Below are 24,989 nucleotides of genomic sequence, written 5' to 3' on the forward strand. Positions count from 1 at the left end.
ACCATGTACGAATACACCACAGCCGAAGAAGCTGTCAAACTAGTAAAAAGTCACCAAAGAGTATTTATCCACGGAAGTGCCGCTACCCCCACTTATTTACTGCATGCGCTAGCCGCAAGAAAAGGAGAATTGGAAAATGTAGAAGTGGTTTCCATTTCCACCTTGGGCGCCATGCCGATTGCCACTCCGGATTGTAGGGGAAGTTTCTTTATGAATTCACTTTTCGTTTCAGAGAATGTGAGACAGGCGGTCAACGGAGAGCAAGGAGGCTATGTCCCGATTTTCCTAAGTGAAATCGGGCACTTGTTCAGAAACAATATCCTCCCTCTGGATGTAGCCATCATCAATGTTTCCGAACCCGACGGCCATGGCTATTGCTCCTTGGGCGTATCCGTAGACATTGCCAAGCCAGCCATAGAGACAGCGAAGATCATCATCGCCCAAGTCAACAAACAGATGCCGCGTACCCATGGTGACGGGCATATCCATTTTAGCCGCTTCAATGCCGCAGTGGCTGTTGACGAGGATTTACCAGAAGTAAATTATGCCGACAAAATCACTGAAAAAGAGCTCAAGATCGGTCAGTACATTGCCGAACTAATTGAAGACCGGTCTACCCTACAAATGGGGATTGGCGCCATTCCCGATGCTGTATTGAAGGGACTTAAAGGACACAAAGACTTGGGTATCCATACAGAAATGTTCTCAAATGGCTTGATTGAATTGATGCTTTCAGGAGCGGTCACCAATTCCTACAAAAAGAAACATCCTGGAAAAATTGTCTCCTCCTTTGCCATAGGCACGAAGGAAATGTACAAGACCATCCATGACAACCCGGAATTCTCCTTCCATGAGGCAGCTTATGTCAACGATACCGCAGTTATCAGAAAAAATCCAAAGGTGATTTCCATCAACAGTTGTCTTGAAATGGATTTGACCGGCCAAGTCTGTGCGGATTCGATTGGAAGTTATCATTATTCCGGCGTAGGCGGACAGATGGACTTTATGCGTGGGGCATCCTTATCTGTAGGTGGAAAACCCATCATGGCGCTATCCTCCACAACCAAAAGAGGCGACACCAAGATCGTCCCCTATCTCAAACAAGGTGCGGGCGTCGTCACCACAAGAGCCCACCTCCAATATGTGGTCACTGAATATGGAGTCGCTTACCTCTACGGTAAAAATCTCCGCCAGCGTGCCTACGAACTGATGCGCATCGCACATCCAGACCACCGCGAAAGTCTCGAAAGATCAATTGTAGAAAGGTTTGGCAGTTTTCTTTACCCTGTGAGGTAACTAAATAACGGGATGAGCACCTCTTGTTTGAAGGGAAAGTTGGGTTTTTCAAACTCGAGCGCTCGATTCACTTCAAACTCGGAATAAGCAATATTAATTTTAATCCATTTTGAATGGCCTTCGAAGATCTTTTCTTCAAAGGCCATTTTTTTTTAACGGAAATTTTTCAGGAACTTGAAATGGAATTGATGAAAATGCATAAAAACCCAAAATATTAAATGAAAAAATCCTTGGCAAAACATTTCCCAATGCTTTTTCTTCAGTTTTTGTTGATTGTTGGATTTTGCTCCTGTGAAAATCCACAAGAAAAAAAATTTAAAATAGGCTTTTCACAATGTGTAACCAATGATGCTTGGAGAAAGACCATGCAGGAAGAAATGTTCCGGGAACTGTCATTTTATCCTGATTTAAGTTTGGAGATCAAGGATGCCCAAGGCAACAATGCGTTACAAATCGAACAAATCCTAGAATTTCAGAGGCAAGGTGTGGATTTGCTGATAGTCTCCCCCAATGAGTCCAGTCCAATTACACCTATTGTAGAGGAAATGTATCAATCCGGTATTCCGGTGATTGTCGTAGACAGAAAAATAAACTCAAACTTATATTCAGCTTACATAGGCGGTGATAATTACGAAATCGGGATTACAGCAGGGCAGTACATCAAAAACCTGCTCAATGGAAAAGGCAGTATTCTTGAAATCTGGGGATTAAGAGGAAGTTCCCCTGCCAAAGAGAGGCACAGGGGATTGATGGAATCCCTTGAAGGATCAGAAATCAAAATCGTTTCCCAAATAGATGGCGAGTGGGAAAAGGACACGGCAAGGATACGACTAAAGGAATATTTGCTTCAGGCCAATGCCCCTGGTTTTGACTTGGTCTTCGGGCACAATGACGTCATGACGATTGGAGCCAATGAAATTGCGCGGGAACTGAATTTACCGAGCAAAATATTTGTGGGGGTCGATGCACTTCCCGGGCCCTACGGAGGAATTCAGGCCATTACCGACGGGGTATTGGATGCCACTTTTTTTTATCCAACCGGTGGGGATAAAGCCATTGAAGTTGCCGCAAAAATACTGGCTGGAGATTCCTTTGAAAAAGAGAATATTCTTCAAACCGCCGCAGTAGATGCCTCCAACATCCGGATCATGAAACAGCAGACGGATCGGATCATCAATCAACAATCCAGCATTTTCAGGCAAATGGAAATGATCGAAAGTCAATTGAAAATTTACAAAAGTCAAAGAGGATTGCTGATTGTGTTTGGAATAACCCTATTTATTGCCATCGTATCATTGGCATATGTTTTCAAATCCCTTAAGGATAAACAAAAAATAAACAGAGAATTGCAGCGAAAAAACAAGGAAGTCAATGAGCAGAAGGAAAAAGTCTTGTCTTTTTCCAAAAAAGCCGAAGAGGCTACCCGATACAAATTGGAATTCTTCACCAATATTTCCCATGATTTCAGGACGCCACTTACCCTCATCCAAGGGCCGATAGAGGAATTGATCCATCGCAAAGATGCCGCGCCCTTTAGAAACGATTTATTGATGGTGCGTAAAAACACCTTCCGGTTGCTCAGACTGGTAAATCAATTGATGGATTTTCGGAAAATCGATTCTGGGAAATTACAATTAAAGGTTTCAGAGCAGGTATTGCCCCCGTTTTTGGAGGAAATCATGTCTGTGTTCAATAAATCTGCAAAAGACAATCAGATACATTTCCGTCTGGTGTGCGAAAATCCAAAAATCAAATTGTGGTTTGATCCAAGCATGATGGACAAAGTAATGTTCAATCTTCTTTCAAATGCGTTCAAATTCACTCCAAAAAAAGGGACAATCTTGGTAAATGTAGAAGAAGATCCCTTGAAACATGAAGTTTTGATTACAGTGGAAGATACCGGACCCGGAATGAACAAAGAAGAAACCGAACATGCTTTTGACAGGTTTTACCAAGGGAAATCCGGGACGAGAATAACCGGTTCCGGTCTGGGTCTCGCTTTATCCAAAGAGCTCGTAGAACTTCAACATGGGACCATTGACCTCAAATCAGAAATGGGTGAAAAAACGGTATTCCTACTCAGGTTCAAAATGGGTAAAAGCCATTTTGAACCTGAGGAATTGTTCTCGGACCTGATTCAAGATCAAATTCTTGATTTTGAATCATTTTTGCCTGAACAAGACGACTCATTCCCCATTGAAAATGAGCCACCGGACTTGAAAAATACTGTTTTGATCATTGAGGATGACTTGGAAATCAGAAACTACCTCAAAAATAAACTCCAAACGTCCTACAGGATTTTGGAAGCTGAGGATACTTCATCAGCTTTTCTAATTGCTTTAGATGAAATTCCAGATTTAATCACTTGTGATCTCATGCTCAAAAACGGGAATGGATTGGAACTGATAAAAAAACTGAAAGCAACACCCCAAACTTCCTCAATTCCCATCATCGTAATCTCTGCCAAATCCAGCGAAGAGGATATGTTAAAAGGAATTAAGACAGGAATTGATGATTATATCACCAAGCCCTTCAGTATTTCCTTTGTCATGGAGCGTATTAAAACAATCCTATCCAATCGAAACCAATTGAAGGAACATTTCCTGCACGAATTGCCAAGGGAAACAAATCCTTTGAACAGTGACAAGAAATTCAATAAAGCTTTTACATCGTTGGTTGAGGAGAACTTAAGCAATCCCCATTTTGGTGTCAATGAAATCTGCAAAGAAATTGGGTTATCCAGAGGCCAACTGTATAGGAAGACAAAAACTGTCTTAGGCTACAGTGTAAACGACTACATCACCAAGGTTCGACTCAAAAAAGCGAAGTATTTATTGATCAATGATTCCGGAAGCATCGCTGATATTTCGTTTAAAGTGGGCTTCAGTACTGCTGCATATTTTTCCACCGTATTCAAAAATGCATTTGGAATAACCCCATCCGAATATCGCGAAAACCAAACCCAAGGAAAAAAATGAAACAATTTTGAAACACTGAAACAAAAATGAAAATATAAATGACGATTTAAAATCTTTTATAACGTTTGCATTGCGCTTAAACAGCCTTTTTTATTTTAAAATAGATCCCTGGAACGATTTTATAAAAATTGGAAACGGGTTTAAAATTTAATTTTTTTAAAAGCTCATAGTTTAGAGGTAACAATAAACCATGAGCCAAAAAACCATATATTATTCTACAATATATTCACTTAGCGGATTTTTAATCTGCTTAAGTACCCTTGTGATTTCGGGTCCAATCAGACTCATAAACGCACTTGCGGGAACACTCAATGCATTCCACGACTTTTACATCAAAGGGGTGGTCTCCTTAAGTAAAGAATCATTTTTTGGAACAACATTGTTTGGCTGTTCCAATTTCATTTTCGGAATTTGGTGTGATTTCCTAAATGGTAAAACTGGAAAAAGATTTTTGATGCTGATTGTATCATTTGGCTGTTTATCACACCTATTTCTGATCACTGAAATCTTACTTATCCAAATTTCACCGGTCTTCACCTTATCCTTTTTTTTAATTTCCATTTGCACCCCAGTAGGGGTAATCCCATTCGAAATATTTCAAGACAGATACACGGCAAGTGGACAATCACACCTTATCCAAAAAAAATTCAACTACTGTACTCATTCCAAATCTATTGAACATAAAAACCAATTTTCCACAATGATAAACCCCTTAAAATCATGAAAAGACAAATTTTACTAATCATCATCGCCTTGATGGTCACTGTCCCTGCTTTTTCCCAGCAGGCAATGGTGTCAGGAACGGTGACTGACAAAACCACCGGGGAAGTCATCCCAGGAGTAACCGTCCAAGTTCGGGGAACTGTCCGAGGGACGGTAACAGACATTGATGGAACATATTCCATTGCTGCTGAGCCTACAGAATCGCTCCTGTTTTCCTTCATTGGATATGAAACACTGACGGAAAATGTGGGGAACAGAAGCATTATTAATGTTTCGATTGGAGAGGATATCTCGGAAATGGAAGCAATAGTTGTCGTCGGATATGGTACTCAGCGAAAAGCAGACATGACCGGCGCCATAGTCGCAGTAAATCTGGAACCCATCAAAGGCCAAAGCATGAGCTCTGGTAATCCCATGCAAGCCCTTCAGGGCCGGGTACCTGGCCTGTTGATAGAAAAATCCGGTGACCCTTCCGGGACGAGCAGTAGGGTCCTGATCCGAGGTACTTCTACTTTAGGTAACAATGATCCTTTATATGTCATTGATGGTGTACCGACAAAGCGTCAGGAAGTGTTTGCAAGCTTAAATCCTGAGGCAATTGAGTCGATCCAAATACTCAAAGATGCCTCTGCTTCCTCCATCTACGGCTCAAGGGCTGCAAATGGGGTAATAGTAGTGACCACCAAAAACAAAGCCTCCGGGGCAGATCGGCTTACGGTAACTGTGAACTCAAATGTCTCCATGCTTTCCGAAAAAAACCAACGGTATGACATGTTAAATTCTTTGCAGCGCGGGGAAGTATTGTGGAGGGCATCTGTCAATGATGGAGCAGACCCTACAAGTGGATATGGCGAGATCTATGATTTTGATTGGAATGGGGATTTCAACAACCCTGTGCTCAACAGTGTTTCCGCCAGACCATTTGTGGGAGGAAATCCAAATGTTCCTTCTGGTAATACCGACTGGCAGAAGGAAACCTACAAGACAGGCTATGTATTCAATAATGAAGTGACAGTGTCCACCAATTCAGAAAAATCATCATTGATGATCAATCTTGGCCATTTAAAAAATACGGGCGTATTAAAACACACAGGTTACGAGCGGTATACCGGAAGGTTGAATGCGAACACCTGGTTGTTCAATGATAAAGTGAGGTTTGGTGTAAATTCCCAGTTTTCAACTTCTGAAGAAACATTGGCTTCAGGGGATGTTGGAAATGCGCCAACTCCCGGATTAGCGATTACCCTAGCGCCCACCATACCTCTTCGGGACAACAATGGCGAATTTGCAGGCCCAATTGGGGCAGGATATTCGGACAGAAATAACCCTGTATTGATGCAATACCTCAATAGATGGGACAACAACCGTAAAAACAACTTCTATGGAAATGTATTTGCGGAGTGGGAAATATTGGAAAACCTGAGTTTTAAATCCAGTTTAGGGATAGATTACAATGCTTTTCATAGGAAAGACATCGAACCGAAAGTCAACAATGGATTTATCACAAGGAACAACAACAGATTGATTCATGATACCAATGAGTTTTCAAGTTTGGTGTTTTCCAATATCCTGAATTACAAACTGAGTGTGGGTAAACATCGGTTTGATGCCTTATTGGGTACCGAGTCCATAAAGGATGACTTTTCAAGCATCATGTCAATGGCTGATGGGTTTGCCGTGGAAACAGAATCCTATTTTGTTCTTGACGCAGCCACTGGAGCCAAAACCAATACTGGTCGAGTGACAGGAAGCAGACTACTATCCCAATTTGGGAAATTGAATTATGCTTTGGAAGACAAGTATCTTGCCTCGTTTACGATTCGAAGAGATGGCTCTTCACGATTTGGAAAAAACAACAGATATGGTGTTTTTCCAGCGGCCACCATTGGTTGGAGACTTAGTGAGGAAGCATTTCTGAAAAACATCAAAAAACTTTCTGACTTAAAATTTAGGGCAGGTTATGGTGAGGTCGGAAACCAAGAAATCGGCGATCTGGCACGTTTTGGTTTGTACGAATCCAGATATGGTTCCAATCAATCCCAATTTATCGGGGGATTTTTCGAATACTATTACAACGTGGGAACGGCTTATGACATCAATGGAAATGGCACAGGAAATCTCCCTTCAGGCTTTGTGTCCGTTCAGGCTGAAAACCCTGATTTAAAATGGGAAACAACCAAGGAATGGAATTTAGGACTTGATTTTAGTCTTTTTAATTTTGCGCTGACAGGTTCTTTTGATTTTTTCACTAGAAATACCAGCGACATTTTGACAAGACCTCCCATTGCTTCTGCCATAGGAGAGGGCCAACAAAGGGTTTTAAATGGCGCCTCCACCTCAACCAAGGGATGGGAATTGGCATTGAACTATGCCAAGACCTATGAAAACGGACTTTCCTTAAGCGTAAGCACTAACTTCGGCGCATTCAAAGATAGGATCACCTTTTTGCCTGAGGAAGTCAGGGCTGCTTTCCCTGGTACTGCAGAAAACTCGATCATCGGCCAATCACAATTTTCAATATTTGGCTTTAAAACCGATGGTTTGTTCCAAAGTCAGGAAGAAGTGAATTCAAGCCCAACCCAGGTTGGAGCCAGACCAGGAGGAATAAAATTTATGGATTTAAACAATGACGGGGTAATCGATGCAGACGACCGGGATTTTATAGGAAACACATTGCCAGGATTGGAATACGGAATAGGTATTAATTTGGGCTATAAAAACTTTGATTTCGCTGTATTTGGATCAGGGGTAGCTGGAAGGATTGGGCTCGACCCCTATATTTTCTGGAACAATTTCGTGTCCGGTCGTGAAAATGCAGGTTTGGGGGTATTGAACGCCTGGACGCCAAACAACACCAATACAGATATCCCTTCTACATCATTGGCATTCAATGACACAAGAACATCAGATTATCTTTATAGAAACAATTCCTATTTCAAAATCAGGAATTTACAGATCGGTTATTCCCTTTCTGAATCAATTATCTCCAAATGGGGAGCTGTGAGCGGCGCTAGGGTATACCTACAGGGAGAAAATTTAATTTGGTTTACTCCCAAAAACTACATCGGTTCTGATCCTGAGCGAACAAATGTGGACAGGATACCTGTACCTACGGTGTTTTCAATGGGACTTAATGTAAACTTCTAATTTCCAAAAATCATGAAAAACAACATATTAAAAAATATAGCGCTTTTGGCGGCCGCGGTCTTGGGATCATGTTCAGGTGACTTTCTGGAATATGAGCCAAGAGGTGTGCTTTCGAGTGAAAATGTAGCAACTCCCCAAAATGCGGAGTCATTGGTAATTGCCGCTTATGCAGGTATCGGAAATGATGAAATGATCGGGCCTTTGACCAGTCTTTGGGTTTATGGCAGTGTCCGCTCTGACGACGCTTACAAAGGAGGCGGTGGCCGGGGGGATGTGGATGTCATCGATCGGTATGAACAATATAACCTTACCATTCCAGACCAAGGGGATTGGATGGCTCCACGTACTTGGACCAATTATTACAAAGCCATTTCCAGAGCTAATTTCGCATTATCAGTGATCAATTCCATCCCTGCTGAAGATTATGCCGAAAAGACAATTCGACAGGCAGAACTTCGCTTTCTAAGAGCACATTCCCACTTTATGCTCAAAACCCTGTTCAAGAAAATTCCTTATATTACCGAGGAATTAGCCCAGGAAGAAATAGCGCAAGTGACCAATGATGTTTCGAACGATGATCTTTGGAATAAAATTGCTGAGGATTTTCTTTTTGCTTACAACAATTTACCACAGTTTCAGGATGAGGTAGGGAGAGCAAACAGAAGTGCAGCAGCAGCATATTTGGCTAAATTACGCTTGTATCAGGCCTATGAACAGGATGAACAACACCGCGTGGTCAATATCAATACCGCTCGACTAGAAGAGGTGATTTCCTTTGCTGATCAGGTCGTTGGTGGCTTGGAGCGTGATTTTGGAAACAATTTCTTTGATGGATTTGACAACGGACCTGAATCAATTTGGGCAGTTCAGTTTTCCATCAATGACGGTACTGTAGTAAGCAGATTAAGTTACGTTACAGGATTAAATTCTCCGCATGGAACAGGATTGTATGGTTGCTGTGGATTCCATTTGGCCAGCCAAAATATGGTAAATGCATTCAAGACCGGTTCCAACGGGCTACCCTTATTGGATAATTTCAATGATCAGGACATCTTTAACACGGTATTACCGAACGGCACCACCCCTCTGGCTGCTGGGGTGACAGTGGACCCAAGACTTGACCATACAGTTGGAGTTCCTGGGAGGCCATTTAAATACAAAAACACCATAAACCAGTCTGGTGATATGGTATATAATTTCAGCTGGGCCAGAGATCCAGGTGTATATGGCTATTTCGGCAATATGAAAGAGCAGCAAGCTCCCGACTGTTCCTGTTACAGAAAAGAGGGACCATTTATAGGAACGTCCAAGAATATAGATTTTATCAGGTATGCCGATGTTTTATTGTTCAAAGCAGAGGCTCTTATCCAGCTCAACCGTTGGAATGAAGCCTTGCCGATTATCAATGAGATCAGGGCCAGAGCCGCTGCCAGTGCCGAACGCCCTTTAGCTGCAGGAGCCTCCAATATCTATAATGTAGGGCTTTATGAATCATTTCCAAATAAAGATTATGCCTGGAAAGCCCTGAAATTCGAAAGAAGACTTGAGTTTGGTATGGAAGGTCAAAGATTCTTTGATTTGGTAAGATGGGGAGAAGCCGCTGAGGTATTGAATGCTTATTTGAATAAGGAAAAAATAAAACGTGACTTCTTGGCCAATGCCAAATTTACAGCAGGAAGGGATGAATATTATCCCATCCCCCAACGTGAAATTGATTTCACCAAAGGAGTTTATAAACAAAATCCAGGCTATTAAAACCAATCGTTATACTTATCCCATACAGTTCAATTTCAAATGTATCCGGAAAAGTTTGTTGGTGGTTAAATAACCCTTAATCCAAAAGAAAATCTAAATTCTCAAACCTATATCCCTTAATGCTGCTATCGAAATCCTATGGGGATAACGATAGCAGCTTTTTTTCCAACACTTTTAAACAACGTAAAGATGATCAAACATTTCACCAATATTTTGACCTTGGTTTGCTTGGTTTTGGTTCTTTCCTGTAACCAACAGGGTTCCCAACTGGTTAATGAAAACACTAAGGAATTCAACGAGGCCTACCGTCCCCAATTTCACTTTTCACCTCCTTCCCAATGGATGAACGATCCGAATGGAATGGTGTATTTGGACGGTGAATACCACCTTTTTTATCAATACTATCCCGACTCCACCATTTGGGGCCCGATGCATTGGGGACATGCCATTTCTGAAGACATGGTCCATTGGGAGCATATGCCTGTCGCCTTATTCCCGGATGAATTCGGCTATATATTCTCAGGATCAGCAGTTGTGGACCACAACAATACCAGTGGATTGGGAACATCCGAAAACCCAGCCATGGTCGCGATCTACACCTATCATGATCCCGAAGGAGAAAAAGCCAAAAGAGACGATTATCAAACTCAAGGTATCGCCTACAGCACGGATCGGGGAAGAACCTGGACCAAACACGAAAACAACCCCATTCTCAAAAACCCAGGCATCAAAGATTTCAGAGATCCAAAAGTTTCCTGGGTAGAATCCAATGATGGAACAGGTCAATGGATCATGGCTTTGGCTGTCTTGGATAGGATCAGTTTTTATTCATCACCAAACCTTATCGATTGGGCGCATGAGAGTGATTTCAACCCATCTTGGGGCGCTTATGGCGGCGTTTGGGAATGCCCTGATTTATTTCCTCTGACCACAGCAGATGGAGAAGTGAAATGGGTGCTTTTTGTAAGTATCAATCCAGGCGGACCCAATGGAGGCTCGGCGACACAGTACTTCATCGGTGATTTTGATGGCTCCAATTTCAATGTAGAAAGCAACGAAGTCAAATGGCTGGATTATGGTGCAGACAATTATGCAGGGGTTACCTGGTCCAATATCCCTAAAGCGGACGGAAGAAAATTGATGATCGGCTGGATGAGCAATTGGCTATATGCCAATGTGGTCCCGACTGAAAATTGGAGATCTGCCATGACTGTCCCAAGATCTTTGGAATTGATAAAAAAAGGAAATGATTTCTTGGTAGCGTCCAAGCCTATAAAGGAATTGGAAAAACTCCGATCTTCCACTGAAACTGTTAAAGGGGAAAACATAGCGCTGCGTGAAGAATTGGTGGAATTGGAACTTATACCCAAGGCCAATGATTTCAGCATCGAATTCAGCAATGCAGCAAATGAAAAAGTCCTTATTTCCAAGAAGGGTGATGTCTTGACATTTGACAGAAGCCAATCCGGTAAAATGGATTTTTCAGGGGATTTCGGAAAGATACACCAGGCCCCAATTGCCAATGAAAAAATCCAAAGTATCAGGATATTCTTGGACAGGTCCTCTTTGGAGATTTTTGTGAATGGTGGCGAACTGGTATTGACCGAAATCCTTTTCCCAAATTCACCTTACAACAAAGTGACATTGATTGGATTTGAGAATGAAAGCAAATTACATTATCTCAAATCAATATGGTAAAAAAGGGAATTGAGTTCATTCCCTTTTTTATCAAAACTTATGGCTAAACGAACTTCCTCTATCAAAAACCGCAAAAATAAATCATTCTTGAATGGAAAATCTAAAAAAGTCATGACTTATCCCTAGTTTTAGCCATTCACCCAAATAATCATTATTCATGCAAAGTAAACATTACGTCCTTTTCCTTTCCATCACGGCTGCGCTTGGAGGGTTTTTATTTGGCTTTGACACCGCTGTCATTTCAGGCGCCGAGCGTGACATCCAAGCTTTATGGGGATTAAGTGATTTGAGCCACGGCTTGGCCGTGGCAATGGCTCTTTATGGTACGGTATTGGGCGCATTGTTTGGCGGAATTCCTGCAGACCGTTTTGGGAGAAAAACTTCTCTGATTTGGATCGGCTTGCTCTACCTGGTCTCTGCCCTTGGCTCCGCCTTCGCTCCCGAGGTGTACTCATTTATGGTTTTTAGGTTTATTGGGGGATTGGGCGTTGGTGCTTCATCGGTTGTAGCGCCGATGTACATCAGCGAAATCGCTCCGGCAAAAAGAAGGGGACAGTTAGTTGCCCTTTATCAATTCAACATTGTCTTCGGTATCTTGATGGCCTATTTCTCCAACTACCTGATCGGCACGGCCAACTTGGCCGAGGCCTGGAGATGGATGTTGGGGGTTGAAGCGATCCCTGCCTTGATTTACAGTATATTGATTATCAAAGTCCCTAAAAGCCCAAGATGGTTGATCACCAAAAAACAGGATTTTGAAGGAGCAAGGGCCATATTGACCAAAACCGATCCTGAAGGGGTCGACGAAGCAATCACGCTTGCCATTGCCGAAAGCAAGGAAATCCGAGGAAAAATGGGTTTTGGAACATTGTTTACGCCTCGATTCAAAAAAATCAGTGGTTTTGCGGTCCTCATGGCCTTTTTCAATCAAATGTCAGGGATCAATGCCATCATCTATTTCGCCCCAAGGATCTTTGAATCCGCCGGGATTTCGACTGAAAATGCACTCCTATCCACCATCGGAATCGGCGCGATCAATATCGTTGCGACCATGCTGGGACTTTACCTGATCGACAGAATCGGGAGGAAGAAATTGATGTATATCGGTTCGGTTGGGTATATCATTTCACTTTCGCTCATGGCCTACAGCTATTTCGGCGGTTTTATAAGCAGTTCCCTCCTTCCCTTCTTTGTATTTGGATTTATCGCATCACATGCCATCGGACAGGGTTCGGTGATCTGGGTTTTTATTGCTGAGATTTTCCCCAACGAGCTGCGGGCCTTCGGTCAGTCCATGGGATCTTTTACCCATTGGATTCTCGCAGCGGTCATCGCCAATATTTTCCCTTTTGTGGCCAACAGTTTCGGCGCGGGGAATATCTTTGCTTTCTTTGCCTTGATGATGGTACTCCAGCTTCTATGGGTTGCATTTAAGATGCCCGAAACAAAGGGCCGATCCTTGGAAGAAATCCAGAAAGATCTACAAAAAAGCCATGTCTAAAAAAGTCGTTTGCTTCGGAGAAATGCTATGGGATTGCTTTCCCGATTATGAAATTGCCGGAGGTGCTCCGATGAATGTTGCTTTGAATCTTCAGCAGCTCGGGCTCAACATCCAGATGATCTCACGATTGGGGGAGGATGAAAAAGGTATCGCCCTAAGGGATTTCGTGTCCTCCTATGGATTGCCCACTACGCTTATCCAAACTGACCCTGTCCACCCCACCGGTAAAGTAGTGGTAGACAACAGAGATCGAGAAAACATCAGGTACACCATTGTATCACCGGTGGCTTGGGATTTCATCGACTTGACGGAAGAAAACATGAAAGCGGTCGACGATGCTGCCGCGTTTATTTTTGGAAGTCTCTCGGTGAGAAACAATAAAAGCTGGGACACCCTTCATCAACTCCTACACACCAAAACCCTTAAAATTTTTGACATCAACCTCAGAGCCCCTTTTTATGATTTCGAAAAAATAGAAATTGTGCTGGGTTTCACGGACATTCTCAAAATCAATGAAGAGGAATTGATGATTGTTGCGGATCATTTAGGGATTTCTGTGGAAGAAGAATATTCGGCCTTCCCTATAAATTTGAATCCAAACAGCAAGGATGGAAAATCTTTTAGGATTTCCCCGGTCAGTCAAAAACTTTGCGAATTCCTCACCCAGCATTTCCCTATCCAAATGGTCTGCATCACCCTGGGTTCCCAAGGTGCATTGCTTTACCAAAAGGGTGTGTTTTTCCAACATGCAGGTTATCAAGTTCAGGTAGAGGATACTGTGGGTTCAGGGGATGCCTTTTTAAGTGGGTTTGTGAAGACCTATTTGGAAGGATCATCCCCAGGAGAAATCTTGGATTTTGCTTGCAAACTGGGCGCTTTTGTCGCTACCAAAAAAGGGGGGACACCCAAATATCGAATCGAGGAAATCGATAAAATTAGCTGAAGGCTGAAAGTCTGCATGGAATTCGATTTACTGATAACCTTTGAAAAAATGCAAAGGTGAAATCAAGCGTGGGAAATTGAACCCGGGCAATGCATCACCAACGCCATCCCATCTTGAAATCCCCTGATAATCTGTTCCTTGTTTGCGATTTCTGACTTCACTATATTCGGTGCTAAGCCTAATTCTCTAAATAGTTCGATTTTCTTGCAGTTTCAGCCCCATTGGGAGACCCAATGCATATTTCGGGTTGAAGGGTTTCATTCCTATCCGGGGAATAAAAAAAAGAGAAACACGAAAGGAAGTTTACTTCGTGTTTCTCTTTTTTTATTCGTTTTAATATTAACCTTCCAATTGACTCTTTTTACAATTCAAAAGATCTTTAGGAATCCAGTCCGCCCCTAATCACCGTAGCAATTTCGGCCAATTCCTCTTTCGAAAGCTTCATTTTTGGTCTTGTGAAATTGATATCATCCATTGTCCTGAGCGGGACAAGGTGGACATGGACATGGGGAACTTCCAATCCAATCACTGCTACCCCAACACGGGTACATTTGATGGATTTATCGATCGCCTTTGCTATTTTCTTGGAAAAGACAAAGAGCCCAGCCAATAGATCATCCTCGAGTGCAAAAATATAATCTGTCTCCTTTTTTGGGACTACCAAAACGTGTCCCTTTACCAAAGGCATGATATCTAAAAATGCAATGTAATTGTCATCCTCAGCAATGATTTCTGCGGGAATTTCTCTGTTGATGATTTTAGTGAAGAGTGTTGCCATAGTTACAAAAATAAAAAAATCCCGAGGGAGAAACCATCGGGAAATAAAAATTTAATAATTAATGTCGAGAATCTCGAATTCCAATTGGCCTGCGGGGGCGTTGATGGTGGCAATGTCGCCTTTGGATTTACCAACGAGACCCATTCCAAATGGAGAAGCCAGAGAAATCTTACCTTCCTTCAAGTCGGCTTCTTCCTCAGACACCAAAGTATAACTGACAGTCATCCCGTTTTTCACGTTCTTGATTTTGACAGTACTCAAAATACCAACTTTAGATGGATCCATTTTGGAATTGTCCAAGATCCTTGCGTTTCCTACCACCTCTTCCAATTTGGCGATTTTAAGTTCCAACAAACCTTGAGCGTCTTTGGCCGCATCATATTCGGCATTTTCGCTCAAATCACCTTTGTCCCTAGCTTCCGCTATCTGCTTGGAGATATCTTGTCTCCCTTTGGTCTTCAAAGTCAAAAGCTCATCTTTCAATCTTTTCAGACCCTCCTCAGTGTAATACTGTATTTTTCCCATGGTCTATTTTTTTTTACTATGGCTATGAAAAATAAAAGAACGGTCTCATTGCTGAGACCGCCTTTCATATAGTTCGTTGTATTTATCTATGACAAAGATAAAGGAATAGAAACGATTAAGCAATTTAAAGGTTTAAAAAAGAAAATTGAGGTTCAACAAAACTGGATAGGCCGAAGCGAAAATGCTTTTTGCCGTATCATGAATGAACCCGCCGAAAAAGCGGCCATATCCTTGTTCCCAATCCATTCATTTTATTTGCCTAGTCCCTACTTCCAAAGTCAAGAAATGGATTTGGTAGGAAGTGCTTTTTGAAACTTCAAGCCATTTAAAATAAATTCTAAACCCCTTTGTTTCCTACTCCTGTTTATTTGAAGGCTTTAACAATTTTGGACACCAGTACTTTATTGATTTTTTCATAGGATTGAAAAGTCCATCCGGCAACATGGGGAGAGAACATCACATTTTCCCTACTTGCCAATTTTTCGAAAGCAAGGCGTTCAGCAGATGTAAAACTGTTGAATTTCTCATTTTCCAAAACATCCAAAACTGCTCCTTTCAAAATTCCTCGTTCGAAGCCTTCGTTGATGGTGTCAAAAGAAATGATTTCTCCCCGGGCGGTATTGATCAAGTATATGGGTTTTGCAAATTGCTCCAAAACCTCAGGGGTGATGAAATTCCTGGTTTCATCGGTGAGTGGCACATGCAAGCTCAAAATATCAGCCTCCCCGACAAGCCGCTTGAAACCAACTTCCTCCACATATTCATTTCCAAAACCTTTTTTGTACTTGTCATAGGCCAAAACCAGCACATCGAATCCCCTAAGTTTTCTGGCAAATGACTCGCCCATGTTCCCATAACCTATGATGCCCACGGTTTTCCCTGCCAATTCCTCTCCCCTATTTTCCTCCCGCTGCCAAATGCCCTTGCGGACCTGTACGTCGGCTTGTGAAAGATGGTTGAACAAACCAAGCAACATCCCAATGGCATGCTCCCCAACAGCATCCCGATTTCCTTCCGCTGCTGTAAAGAGTTTGATTCCCTTTTTCTCCAAGTATTCCAAATCGATTTTGTCAAGGCCTGCACCAGCCCTGCCGATAAATTTCAATCCAACCGCTTTCTCCAACAAGGCCTTATCCATCGGCGTCTTGGATCGGATGATCATGCCTTCATAGTTTCCGATGACTGCTTCTATCTCCTTTCGCGTTATTTCCGGTCTATAATCCACCAAGTGTCCTTCCTTTTCCAATAAGGAATGGATACTTGGATGCATTTCGTCTATGATGAGAATTTTCATGGGTTTTGGGGATTATGAAAATTATTGTTGAATGATTTTTTTCAGAACGGCATCCATTCTTTTTGGGCCTGCCTTTTTTTATACCTCCTTTAAAGGTTCAAAAGCAAGGTCGCAACACCGAAATAAACAGCCAATCCCAAAAGATCATTTGCCGTTGTGATGAAGGGCCCAGAAGCCATGGCGGGATTGATGCCATATTTGTCCAAGACCAGCGGTGTCACCGTCCCCATAAACGAGGCCAACAACACCACACAAAACAAGGCAATGCCCACTGTCAGTCCAAACCTGAACTCAAAACCATAAATGAAAAACACGGTGCAGAATACAAAAGCGCCGAGCATCAGGCCATTGACCAAAGCCACCAAAAGACCTTTGATAAACCTGTTGAGAATGGATTCCTCAAAAACCGATTTCGCCGCAAGCGTCTGTACCACGAGGGAAGAAGATTGGATTCCAACATTCCCTCCTGTAGCAGCAATGAGGGGTATAAAGGAAGCCAATGCAATGTATTTGCTGAGTCCATCCTCAAAATAACCGATGATTTGAGAACCCATCAATCCCCCGACTACCCCAATAAGCAACCAAGGCAACCTGGCCTTCGAAATCCTAAAGATGCTATCTGATTCTTCCACATCACTCGAAAAACCCGTCATCGCCTGGATATCTTCCTCGGACTGTTCACGGATGACATCCAAGATATCATCGACAGTAATCCTACCCAAAAGTTTATTTTTTGAATTGACCACGGGTATGGATTCCAAATCGTATTTACGCATGATTTCCGCTACCTCCTCTTGATCCATTTGTGTGGGCACAGAGAACACCTCAGGCTCGTAGATATCGGCGATTTTGGTGTCGGAGGAGGCCAAAATGATTTTTTTGAGCGAAACCCTTCCAAGGAGGTGTTGTTTATTGTCGACTACATAGATCGAATAGATTTTTTCCACCTTTTCTGCCTGACGCCTGATTTCTTCGATGGTTTGAATCACGTTCCAGTTTTGGTTCGCTTTGATGAATTCCTTTCCCATCAATCCCCCGGCACTGTCCTCATCATATCGCAAAAGATCTACGATATGTGCGGATTTTTCCTTGTCCTGGAGATGGCTGATCACATCTTCCCTGTCTTTATTGTGCACCAGATTGAGGATATCCACGGCATCATCAGATTCCATCTGATCGATCAGCTTTGCAAGCTCGAAAGCTTCCATTTCCCTGATCACTTTGACGACAGAATCTTCTTCGAGCTCTATCAGGATATCCGCCGACACATCGGACGGCATCAATCTGAGGACATAAATAGCCTCCTCCATATTGAGCTCGTCCAGGAGCGCGGCAATATCCGCCACATTGACACCCTCCAAAGACTGGATGATGTAATCATTCTGTTGGTTTTCGATCCCCTCTTGGAGGCTTTCCAAAAACTCCTTGGATAATTCGAAAGATTTTATGTTTTCCAAGATTTCTGTATTTTATTGGTTAGCTCCACGAATTCGGCCACATCCAGCTGCTCTGCTCTTTTGTCCAAAACGGGATCCGCTTTCATTTCTTCTGAAAGGGACATTCCCTTCAATGCATTCCTCAAGGTTTTTCTCCTTGTTCCAAAACCTTGTTTGACCACGCTGAAAAACATTTTTTCATCACAATCAAGTTTTTGGGTTTGGTTTCTGGTCAATCGGATCACGCCGGAATTGACTCTTGGAGGAGGATTGAAAACCTCCGGGGGAACCGAAAACAAGTATTCGATATCATAGAAAGCCTGTAGGAAAACCGAAAGGATTCCATAATCTTTGTTTCCTTTGGGCGAGGCGATTCGCTGCGCCACTTCCTTTTGGAGCATACAGACGACTTCCGTCACCTGGTCTTTGTTTTCCAGAACCTTGAAAAGAATCTGGGAAGAGATATTGTATGGAAAATTCCCGATGATGGCATATTGCCCCTCCATGATCGGCGCAAAATCCTTTCTGAGAAAATCTGCCTCGATGATGCGCTCTGTAATCTGTGGATATTTATTGTTGAGGTAAGCAATGGATTCCTTGTCAATGTCTACCAGAAACAGCTCCCATTGTTTTTCCAATAGAAAATCTGTCAAAACTCCCATTCCAGGACCTATTTCCAAGACCTTCTTCACCCCTTGGTGGCCAGTGAGAGAATGGGCGATATTCTCGGCAATCCCCAAATCAATGAGGAAATGCTGTCCAAGGTGTTTTTTAGGTTTGACTTTTTGCATATTCAATACTCTAATATTTTTATTATAAATTGCAGGTCAAAATTAAAACAATTCTAGCTAGGGTCTCTAATTATTTGCTTTGATAAAGCGAATGTTTTTGCCCTTTTTTGACAAGGTATTGATTCCAAATAAATTCTTGGGAAGAATACCGAAACATTTTGCACAAAATCATTTGCTTTACGTCAACTCAAATTTTGATGAATCCAAGAAAAAACAAACCCATAATAGGAATCAGTATAGGAGATATTAATGGTATCAGTGCCGAGGTGACCATGAAAGCCCTGATGGACAACCGCATCCATAAAATCATTACTCCCGTGATCTATGCCCATGGAAAGGCATTGACTTTTTACAGGAAACACTTGGGCATGGATGATTTCAATTTTATGCAGATCAGGTCCATCAATGAAGTCCATCACAAAAAAATAAATGTCATCAATGTTCTGGAGGAAAGTCCTGAAGTAATCCCCGGAGTGGAAACACAGGAAGCGGGAAAGCTTGCCCTTGCCGCTCTAGACCAAGCCATCGCAGATCTCAAAGAAAACAAAATTGATGCTTTGGTGACAGCACCCCTGAACAAAAGCAATATCAATTCCGAAGCGCTCAAATTTGTTGGGCATACCGAATATCTGACTGAAGCCTTTGGCATCAATAAGAGCTTGATGTTTTTGGTGGCTGAAGGTATCCGGGTGGGGGTAGTCACCGGACATATCCCACTCAAAGAAGTTCCAAATCAGGTGACGGCGGCGAACATCAAGGGGAAATTGGAGATCATGATCCAATCTCTCCAACATGATTTTGGTATCCCTAAACCAAGGATCGCAGTATTGGGTTTAAATCCACATGCTGGTGAAGACGGTTTGTTGGGGGATGAAGAGGAATCCATCATCAAACCAGTCATCGGGGGATTTAAGGAAAAAGGACATTTGGTTTTTGGCCCATATCCGGCAGATGGTTTTTTTGGGATGATGCACCAGAAGAAATTCGATGGGGTTTTGGCAATGTATCATGATCAGGGATTGATTCCTTTCAAATCACTGGCATTTGAAACCGGGGTGAATTTCACCGCGGGACTCCCGATCATCCGGACTTCTCCCGATCACGGGACAGCCTACAACATCGCGGGAAAGAACATTGCCAATGAGGGATCCATGTCTGCTGCAATCTTTCAAGCTTATGACATCATTAAATCCCGGACAGGTTGGGAAGAAGAGGAGAATTGATCCATGGAAAGATTTTGAGCCTTCAAAATGGGTTTTAAGATTTGAAAAACAGTGGATTGGGCAGTGGCGAAATAGACTGCTGAGAAAGTTTGGCAAAGATTCCCAAAATAATTTCAGACCAAATTTTATATTTCTAAATTAGTTCGCTAAATTTGCGGTCTTAAATGAATAGGAAGAGGCGTGAAATTCTTGAAAGCATACGATATTGATCTCATAAAATTAAAGGAGGGAAAGCATGATTTCACTTTTGAAGTGAAGGATGATTTCTTCGGGCATTTTGATCCGAATGATTTTGTAAGCCAAGGAAATCTGAGCGCTAAAATCCAAATCAATAAGCAAAGTTCGCTTATCGAAGCTTATTTTGAAATTAAGGGAACAGTAAAGCTGACCTGCGACAGGAGTTTGGAAGAATTTGATTTTCCCCTTTCAACTGTAGAAAAAGTGATTTATAAATACGGACCTGAGGAACAAGAACTCAGTGAAGATCTATTTATGATTCCCCAAGACACGCAGAGCATCAACGTAGCCCAGTTGATTTATGAATTTATTCTGCTTGCCCTCCCTGCAAAGAAAATTCATCCGGATTATTTAGAAGAGATGGATGATGAGGACTTTGAAGGCGATGGCGATCTAGTATATATTTCCGACAGGAAATCGGACGATGCAGACGAAATCACGGAAGCATCCGAAGAGCCTAAGGAAGACCTCGACCCAAGATGGGAAGTTTTAAAAAAATTAAAGAAAAAAGATTAATCTAAATTGTATAGAGATGGCACATCCTAAGCGCAAAATTTCAAACACCAGAAGAGACAAAAGAAGAACTCATTATAAGTTAACTGCTCCAGGTCTTGCAAAATGTCCAACCACAGGTGAATTCCATTTGCCACACAGAGCTTTTTGGCTTGATGGCAAATTGTATTACAAAGGTCAGGTAATCATGGAAAAAGAAGTTCTTGCTTAACTTCTTCAAAATCCAAAACATTAAGAAAATAGCGTAAGCTGTTTGATTAAATCCGTTCGAAACCGTAGTTTCGAATGGATTTTTTTATTTAACAATGACTGGTTTTGGGATTTTTGCAAAAGATAATCCCATCTTCCTCATTCAAATGGTAAAAACCTTTGGTGGTAAGCGTCATTTTAAATAATTTTAAAGCTTAATTGCAATTTCCTTTTGGAATAAAGTATGCTTTATAAAAAAACACCTTAAAAATCCTCAATTGTGTTGTCATTCGGCAGCGATTGGGATTTTAATCAAATAGTGAATGGAAAAAACCAGAGCAGTAATTACAGGAGTCCACGGTTGGGTTCCTGAATACATCCTTACCAATCGGGAATTGGAAACGATGGTGGATACCAATGACGAGTGGATTGTTTCCAGAACAGGAATCAAGGAAAGAAGGGTTCTAAAAGGTGAAAACCAAGGAACTTCCGTCATAGGGACCAAAGCAGTAAGTGGACTTCTGAAAAAAACCCATACTGATCCAGAAGAAATTGACTTGATCATCTGTGCCACTGTCACCCCAGATATGCCCTTTCCAGCGACAGCCAATATTATCGCTGATAACGTAGGGGCTAAAAACAGTTACAGCTTTGACATCTCGGCCGCATGTTCTGGATTTCTATATGCTTTGACCATTGCCAGCCAGTTTATTGAAACAGGCATGCACAAAAAAGTGATCGTGATAGGGGCGGATAAAATGTCTTCTATTGTAGATTATCAAGACAGGTCTACCTGCATTATTTTTGGTGATGGAGGCGGAGCCGTATTGCTGGAAGCCACAACTGAAAACATTGGAATAATGGATTCCATGTTGCATTCTGATGGATCTGGAGCTCCCTTTCTTCATATGAAAGCAGGCGGAAGCAGAAAACCTGCCACCCTTGAAACAGTAGCTGCCAGAGAGCATTTTGCATTCCAAGAAGGTTCTTCCGTTTTCAAATTCGCGGTAACCAACATGGCAGAAGTAAGTGCCCAGATAATGACCAAAAACAACCTGAAGGCGGAGGATGTAGCTTGGCTTGTCCCCCATCAAGCCAACAAAAGAATCATTGATGCAACCGCCAACCGAATGGGAATCGGAATGGATAAAGTCATGATGAACATTGAAAAATACGGAAATACCACAGCAGGAACCCTTCCCCTTTGTCTTTGGGATTATGAATCCAGAATGAAAAAAGGAGACAATATCATCCTTGCCGCTTTTGGCGGTGGATTTACCTGGGGATCTATTTTCCTGAAGTGGGGCTACGACCCAAAATAATTTAAATACTAGACAGAAAAAATATGGCATCTTTGGCAGATTTTAAAAATGGATTATGTCTTGAATTTCACAATGACATCTATACCATTACAGAATTCCAGCACGTAAAGCCTGGAAAAGGGCCAGCCTTTGTAAGAACCAAGCTGAAAAGCCTTCGATCGGGTAAAGTATTGGATAAAACTTTCAATGCTGGCGAAAAAATCACCACCGCAAGGGTGGAGAAAAGAGGACACCAGTTTCTCTATTCAGATGAAATGGGATATCACTTTATGGATACGGAAAACTTCGAGCAAATCCGAATCGATGAAAAATTGATCGAAAGATCCAACCTTTTGAAAGAGGGGCAATTGGTGGACATCATGGTCCATGAGGAAACGGAAACTCCCCTTGCTGTGGAACTCCCTCCTTTTGTGGAACTGATGATTACCTATACAGAACCCGGCATCAAAGGAGACACCGCTACCAATGCTCAAAAATCAGCGACCCTCGAAACCGGAGCAACTGTCATGGTTCCTTTGTTTGTCGAGCAAGACATCATGATCAAAGTGGATACCCGAGATGGATCCTATTCTGAAAGAGTCAAATAATATTAAATAGCGGCCAGTTTTTATTAAATTAAATCGCTGTTCAGTTTTTAAACAAAATGTAAACCCAATGTCAATTTGGGAATCCTAAACCAAGATTTTATATGAAAGCCAAAGAGATTCAAGAGTTAATAGATTTTATTTCAAACACTGGCCTAGCCGAAGTGAAAATTGAAACCGACGAATTCAAACTTTCCATCAAAAAATTTCCTGATACTACGGTAGTGAAGTCCGACAACAATCCGGGGCATCACCAAGTCTCCAATCCAGTTGCGGCAGCACCAGTGGCGGCACCTGCAGCTCCTGCACCTGTAAAGGAAGAGACAAACAATTACATTGAAGTCAAATCTCCAATGATTGGCACTTTTTACAGAACAGCCAATCCAGATTCTGACCCTTTTGTCACTGTTGGTGACCGTGTGGTGGCTGGACAGACGGTGTGCATCATCGAAGCCATGAAACTTTTCAATGAAATAGAATCAGAAATTTCCGGTAAAATCGTAAAGGTTTTGGTAGAAAACGCTACACCTGTGGAATACGATCAGCCATTGTTCCTGGTAGATCCTGCCGGTTAATTCGTTTTTGTTACTTAGACCCTAATCACCCGTGTTTAAAAAAATATTAATTGCCAATAGGGGAGAAATTGCACTGAGAATCATCCGTACCTGTAAGGAAATGGGGATCAAGACAGTAGCAGTATATTCCACCGCTGACAAAGACAGCTTGCATGTTCGATTTGCCGATGAGGCTGTTTGCATAGGACCCGCACCCAGCAGAGAATCCTATCTCAACATCCCAAGAATCATCGCGGCAGCAGAAATAACCAATGCAGATGCCATCCATCCTGGATATGGCTTTCTTTCTGAAAACGCCGAATTCTCCAGAATCTGTGAGGAATATGGAATCAAATTCATAGGCGCCAGTCCTGATATGATCAATAGGATGGGTGACAAGGCTACGGCCAAAGCCACCATGAAAGCTGCAGGAGTTCCCACCATTCCGGGATCTGTGGGGATCTTGGAAAACATGAATGATGGTGTGAAAATCGCCAATGAAATGGGTTATCCCGTCATCTTGAAAGCAACTGCCGGTGGCGGAGGCAGAGGAATGAGGATTGTACGGGAAGAAGCGGGCTTCAAAAAAGCCTGGGATGATGCCCGTCAAGAATCTGGTGCTGCTTTTGGAAACGATGGTCTTTACCTTGAAAAATATGTAGAGGAACCCAGACATATCGAAATCCAAATCGTGGGAGATAGTGCAGGCAAGGCGTGTCATTTGTCGGAAAGAGATTGCTCAATCCAAAGAAGGCACCAAAAGCTGATTGAAGAAACCCCCTCGCCTTTTATCACTGACGAATTGAGAGAGGCCATGGGAGCCGCCGCGATAAAGGGTGCCGAAGCCATCGCTTATGAAGGTGCCGGAACCATCGAGTTTTTGGTGGATAAAAACCGGAATTTCTATTTCATGGAAATGAATACCCGGATCCAGGTAGAGCATCCCATCACGGAAGAAGTCACAGATTTTGATTTGATCAAGGAACAAATCAAGGTGGCTGCAGGTGAGAAAATCAGTGGGAAAAATTATTACCCTAAACTTTTCGCCATGGAATGCCGAATCAATGCTGAAGACCCGACCAAGGACTTCAGACCAAGTCCTGGGAAAATCCTGAATCTTCACATCCCCGGCGGACGTGGAGTAAGGGTGGACAGCCACGTTTATGCTGGCTATATCATTCCACCAAACTATGATTCCATGATTGCAAAACTTATCGTAAGTGGTCAATCAAGGGAAGAGGTGATCGTCAGAATGAAAAGAGCTCTGGAAGAATTTGTGATTGATGGCATCAAAACTACTATCCCATTCCACATTGCACTTTTGGAAGACGAGCAGTTCAAGGCTGGTAATTTCACTACTGCTTTCTTGGAGACTTTCGATTTCTCATTGATAAAAGGTTAAGCTGGTTTCGAAGGCAATATACGGGAACCTCCTGAAAGCCATTTAATTCAGTAAAAAAGGGTTGGTTTTCCAATCATTTAAGTAAAAGAAGCCATTTCGA

19 protein-coding genes are annotated in these 24,989 nt (G+C 42.4%); 14 read left to right on the forward strand and 5 right to left on the reverse strand.

What is annotated here, in order from left to right:
* Positions 1 to 3 precede the first annotated feature (3 nt).
* From F824_RS0106645 to F824_RS0106690, 7 genes are all read left to right on the forward strand, one after another.
* Positions 4 to 1,296: an acetyl-CoA hydrolase/transferase family protein gene (locus F824_RS0106645; RefSeq protein WP_019597088.1), complete on the forward strand. Its 1,293-nt coding sequence runs from the start codon at positions 4 to 6 to the stop codon at positions 1,294 to 1,296.
* Positions 1,297 to 1,514: 218 nt separating this feature from the next.
* Entirely contained in the window at positions 1,515 to 4,274 is a 2,760-nt protein-coding gene (locus F824_RS0106655; protein ID WP_019597090.1) for a hybrid sensor histidine kinase/response regulator transcription factor, read from the forward strand.
* A gap of 720 nt (positions 4,275 to 4,994) precedes the next feature.
* Positions 4,995 to 8,144 carry a SusC/RagA family TonB-linked outer membrane protein gene (locus F824_RS0106665; RefSeq protein ID WP_019597092.1) on the forward strand — a complete coding sequence of 1,050 codons (3,150 nt, stop codon included), beginning with the start codon at positions 4,995 to 4,997 and terminating at the stop codon, positions 8,142 to 8,144.
* Positions 8,145 to 8,156: 12 nt separating this feature from the next.
* A complete protein-coding gene (locus F824_RS0106670; RefSeq protein WP_019597093.1) occupies positions 8,157 to 9,899 on the forward strand; it encodes a RagB/SusD family nutrient uptake outer membrane protein in 1,743 nt (580 codons plus the stop codon).
* A gap of 189 nt (positions 9,900 to 10,088) precedes the next feature.
* Positions 10,089 to 11,597: a glycoside hydrolase family 32 protein gene (locus F824_RS0106675; protein WP_019597094.1), complete on the forward strand. Its 1,509-nt coding sequence runs from the start codon at positions 10,089 to 10,091 to the stop codon at positions 11,595 to 11,597.
* Positions 11,598 to 11,754: 157 nt separating this feature from the next.
* Complete coding sequence (locus F824_RS0106685) at positions 11,755 to 13,098, forward strand: sugar porter family MFS transporter (RefSeq protein WP_019597096.1); 1,344 nt, start codon at positions 11,755 to 11,757, stop codon at positions 13,096 to 13,098.
* Positions 13,091 to 14,041 carry a carbohydrate kinase family protein gene (locus tag F824_RS0106690; protein WP_019597097.1) on the forward strand — a complete coding sequence of 317 codons (951 nt, stop codon included), beginning with the start codon at positions 13,091 to 13,093 and terminating at the stop codon, positions 14,039 to 14,041. Before F824_RS0106685 ends, F824_RS0106690 begins: the two co-directional genes overlap by 8 nt.
* Positions 14,042 to 14,420: 379 nt before the next feature.
* On the opposite strand, the gene F824_RS0106695 is transcribed toward F824_RS0106690, so the two are convergent.
* The 5 genes from F824_RS0106695 to rsmA all read right to left on the reverse strand — a co-directional run bounded on the left by F824_RS0106695 (position 14,421) and on the right by rsmA (position 18,865).
* Positions 14,421 to 14,819, reverse strand: coding sequence for an HIT family protein (locus tag F824_RS0106695; RefSeq protein ID WP_019597098.1), 399 nt, complete (start codon positions 14,817 to 14,819; stop codon positions 14,421 to 14,423).
* Positions 14,820 to 14,870: 51 nt separating this feature from the next.
* The gene (greA, locus tag F824_RS0106700) at positions 14,871 to 15,344 is read right to left on the reverse strand and encodes a transcription elongation factor GreA (protein WP_019597099.1); all 474 of its coding nucleotides are present in this window, start codon (positions 15,342 to 15,344) and stop codon (positions 14,871 to 14,873) included.
* Positions 15,345 to 15,708: 364 nt separating this feature from the next.
* Entirely contained in the window at positions 15,709 to 16,638 is a 930-nt protein-coding gene (locus F824_RS0106710) for an NAD(P)-dependent oxidoreductase (RefSeq protein WP_019597101.1), read from the reverse strand.
* Positions 16,639 to 16,727: 89 nt separating this feature from the next.
* On the reverse strand, positions 16,728 to 18,095 hold the full coding sequence (mgtE, locus tag F824_RS0106715) for a magnesium transporter (RefSeq protein WP_019597102.1): 1,368 nt from the start codon (positions 18,093 to 18,095) through the stop codon (positions 16,728 to 16,730).
* Positions 18,083 to 18,865: a 16S rRNA (adenine(1518)-N(6)/adenine(1519)-N(6))-dimethyltransferase RsmA gene (rsmA, locus tag F824_RS0106720; RefSeq protein ID WP_019597103.1), complete on the reverse strand. Its 783-nt coding sequence runs from the start codon at positions 18,863 to 18,865 to the stop codon at positions 18,083 to 18,085. Before rsmA ends, mgtE begins: the two co-directional genes overlap by 13 nt.
* A gap of 197 nt (positions 18,866 to 19,062) precedes the next feature.
* Between rsmA and pdxA the strand changes: the two genes are divergently transcribed.
* From pdxA to accC, 7 genes are all read left to right on the forward strand, one after another.
* On the forward strand, positions 19,063 to 20,088 hold the full coding sequence (pdxA, locus tag F824_RS0106730; protein WP_019597104.1) for a 4-hydroxythreonine-4-phosphate dehydrogenase PdxA: 1,026 nt from the start codon (positions 19,063 to 19,065) through the stop codon (positions 20,086 to 20,088).
* Between the two features lie 180 nt (positions 20,089 to 20,268).
* Positions 20,269 to 20,841, forward strand: coding sequence for a YceD family protein (locus F824_RS0106735; RefSeq protein ID WP_019597105.1), 573 nt, complete (start codon positions 20,269 to 20,271; stop codon positions 20,839 to 20,841).
* 16 nt (positions 20,842 to 20,857) lie between these two features.
* Positions 20,858 to 21,049, forward strand: a complete 192-nt coding sequence (rpmF, locus tag F824_RS0106740; RefSeq protein ID WP_019597106.1) for a 50S ribosomal protein L32 — start codon at positions 20,858 to 20,860, stop codon at positions 21,047 to 21,049.
* 301 nt (positions 21,050 to 21,350) lie between these two features.
* Positions 21,351 to 22,349 carry a beta-ketoacyl-ACP synthase III gene (locus F824_RS0106750; protein ID WP_019597107.1) on the forward strand — a complete coding sequence of 333 codons (999 nt, stop codon included), beginning with the start codon at positions 21,351 to 21,353 and terminating at the stop codon, positions 22,347 to 22,349.
* A 23-nt stretch (positions 22,350 to 22,372) separates the two neighbouring features.
* Entirely contained in the window at positions 22,373 to 22,936 is a 564-nt protein-coding gene (efp, locus tag F824_RS0106755; RefSeq protein WP_019597108.1) for an elongation factor P, read from the forward strand.
* 101 nt (positions 22,937 to 23,037) lie between these two features.
* Entirely contained in the window at positions 23,038 to 23,508 is a 471-nt protein-coding gene (gene accB, locus F824_RS0106760; RefSeq protein ID WP_019597109.1) for an acetyl-CoA carboxylase biotin carboxyl carrier protein, read from the forward strand.
* Between the two features lie 31 nt (positions 23,509 to 23,539).
* Positions 23,540 to 24,889, forward strand: coding sequence for an acetyl-CoA carboxylase biotin carboxylase subunit (gene accC, locus F824_RS0106765; protein ID WP_019597110.1), 1,350 nt, complete (start codon positions 23,540 to 23,542; stop codon positions 24,887 to 24,889).
* Positions 24,890 to 24,989 lie beyond the last annotated feature (100 nt).

The organism is Rhodonellum psychrophilum GCM71 = DSM 17998, assembly GCF_000381545.1.
Taxonomy (GTDB): Bacteria; Bacteroidota; Bacteroidia; order Cytophagales; family Cyclobacteriaceae; genus Rhodonellum; species Rhodonellum psychrophilum.

What these genes read in the sequence shown, in the direction of transcription:
- F824_RS0106645 (WP_019597088.1), top strand. Translation starts at nt 4, where the DNA reads ATGTACGAATACACCACAGCCGAAGAAGCTGTCAAACTAGTAAAAAGT.
- F824_RS0106655 (WP_019597090.1), top strand. Translation starts at nt 1,515, where the DNA reads ATGAAAAAATCCTTGGCAAAACATTTCCCAATGCTTTTTCTTCAGTTT.
- F824_RS0106665 (WP_019597092.1), top strand. Translation starts at nt 4,995, where the DNA reads ATGAAAAGACAAATTTTACTAATCATCATCGCCTTGATGGTCACTGTC.
- F824_RS0106670 (WP_019597093.1), top strand. Translation starts at nt 8,157, where the DNA reads ATGAAAAACAACATATTAAAAAATATAGCGCTTTTGGCGGCCGCGGTC.
- F824_RS0106675 (WP_019597094.1), top strand. Translation starts at nt 10,089, where the DNA reads ATGATCAAACATTTCACCAATATTTTGACCTTGGTTTGCTTGGTTTTG.
- F824_RS0106685 (WP_019597096.1), top strand. Translation starts at nt 11,755, where the DNA reads ATGCAAAGTAAACATTACGTCCTTTTCCTTTCCATCACGGCTGCGCTT.
- F824_RS0106690 (WP_019597097.1), top strand. Translation starts at nt 13,091, where the DNA reads ATGTCTAAAAAAGTCGTTTGCTTCGGAGAAATGCTATGGGATTGCTTT.
- F824_RS0106695 (WP_019597098.1), bottom strand. Translation starts at nt 14,819, where the DNA reads ATGGCAACACTCTTCACTAAAATCATCAACAGAGAAATTCCCGCAGAA.
- greA (WP_019597099.1), bottom strand. Translation starts at nt 15,344, where the DNA reads ATGGGAAAAATACAGTATTACACTGAGGAGGGTCTGAAAAGATTGAAA.
- F824_RS0106710 (WP_019597101.1), bottom strand. Translation starts at nt 16,638, where the DNA reads ATGAAAATTCTCATCATAGACGAAATGCATCCAAGTATCCATTCCTTA.
- rsmA (WP_019597103.1), bottom strand. Translation starts at nt 18,865, where the DNA reads ATGCAAAAAGTCAAACCTAAAAAACACCTTGGACAGCATTTCCTCATT.
- pdxA (WP_019597104.1), top strand. Translation starts at nt 19,063, where the DNA reads ATGAATCCAAGAAAAAACAAACCCATAATAGGAATCAGTATAGGAGAT.
- rpmF (WP_019597106.1), top strand. Translation starts at nt 20,858, where the DNA reads ATGGCACATCCTAAGCGCAAAATTTCAAACACCAGAAGAGACAAAAGA.
- F824_RS0106750 (WP_019597107.1), top strand. Translation starts at nt 21,351, where the DNA reads ATGGAAAAAACCAGAGCAGTAATTACAGGAGTCCACGGTTGGGTTCCT.
- efp (WP_019597108.1), top strand. Translation starts at nt 22,373, where the DNA reads ATGGCATCTTTGGCAGATTTTAAAAATGGATTATGTCTTGAATTTCAC.
- accB (WP_019597109.1), top strand. Translation starts at nt 23,038, where the DNA reads ATGAAAGCCAAAGAGATTCAAGAGTTAATAGATTTTATTTCAAACACT.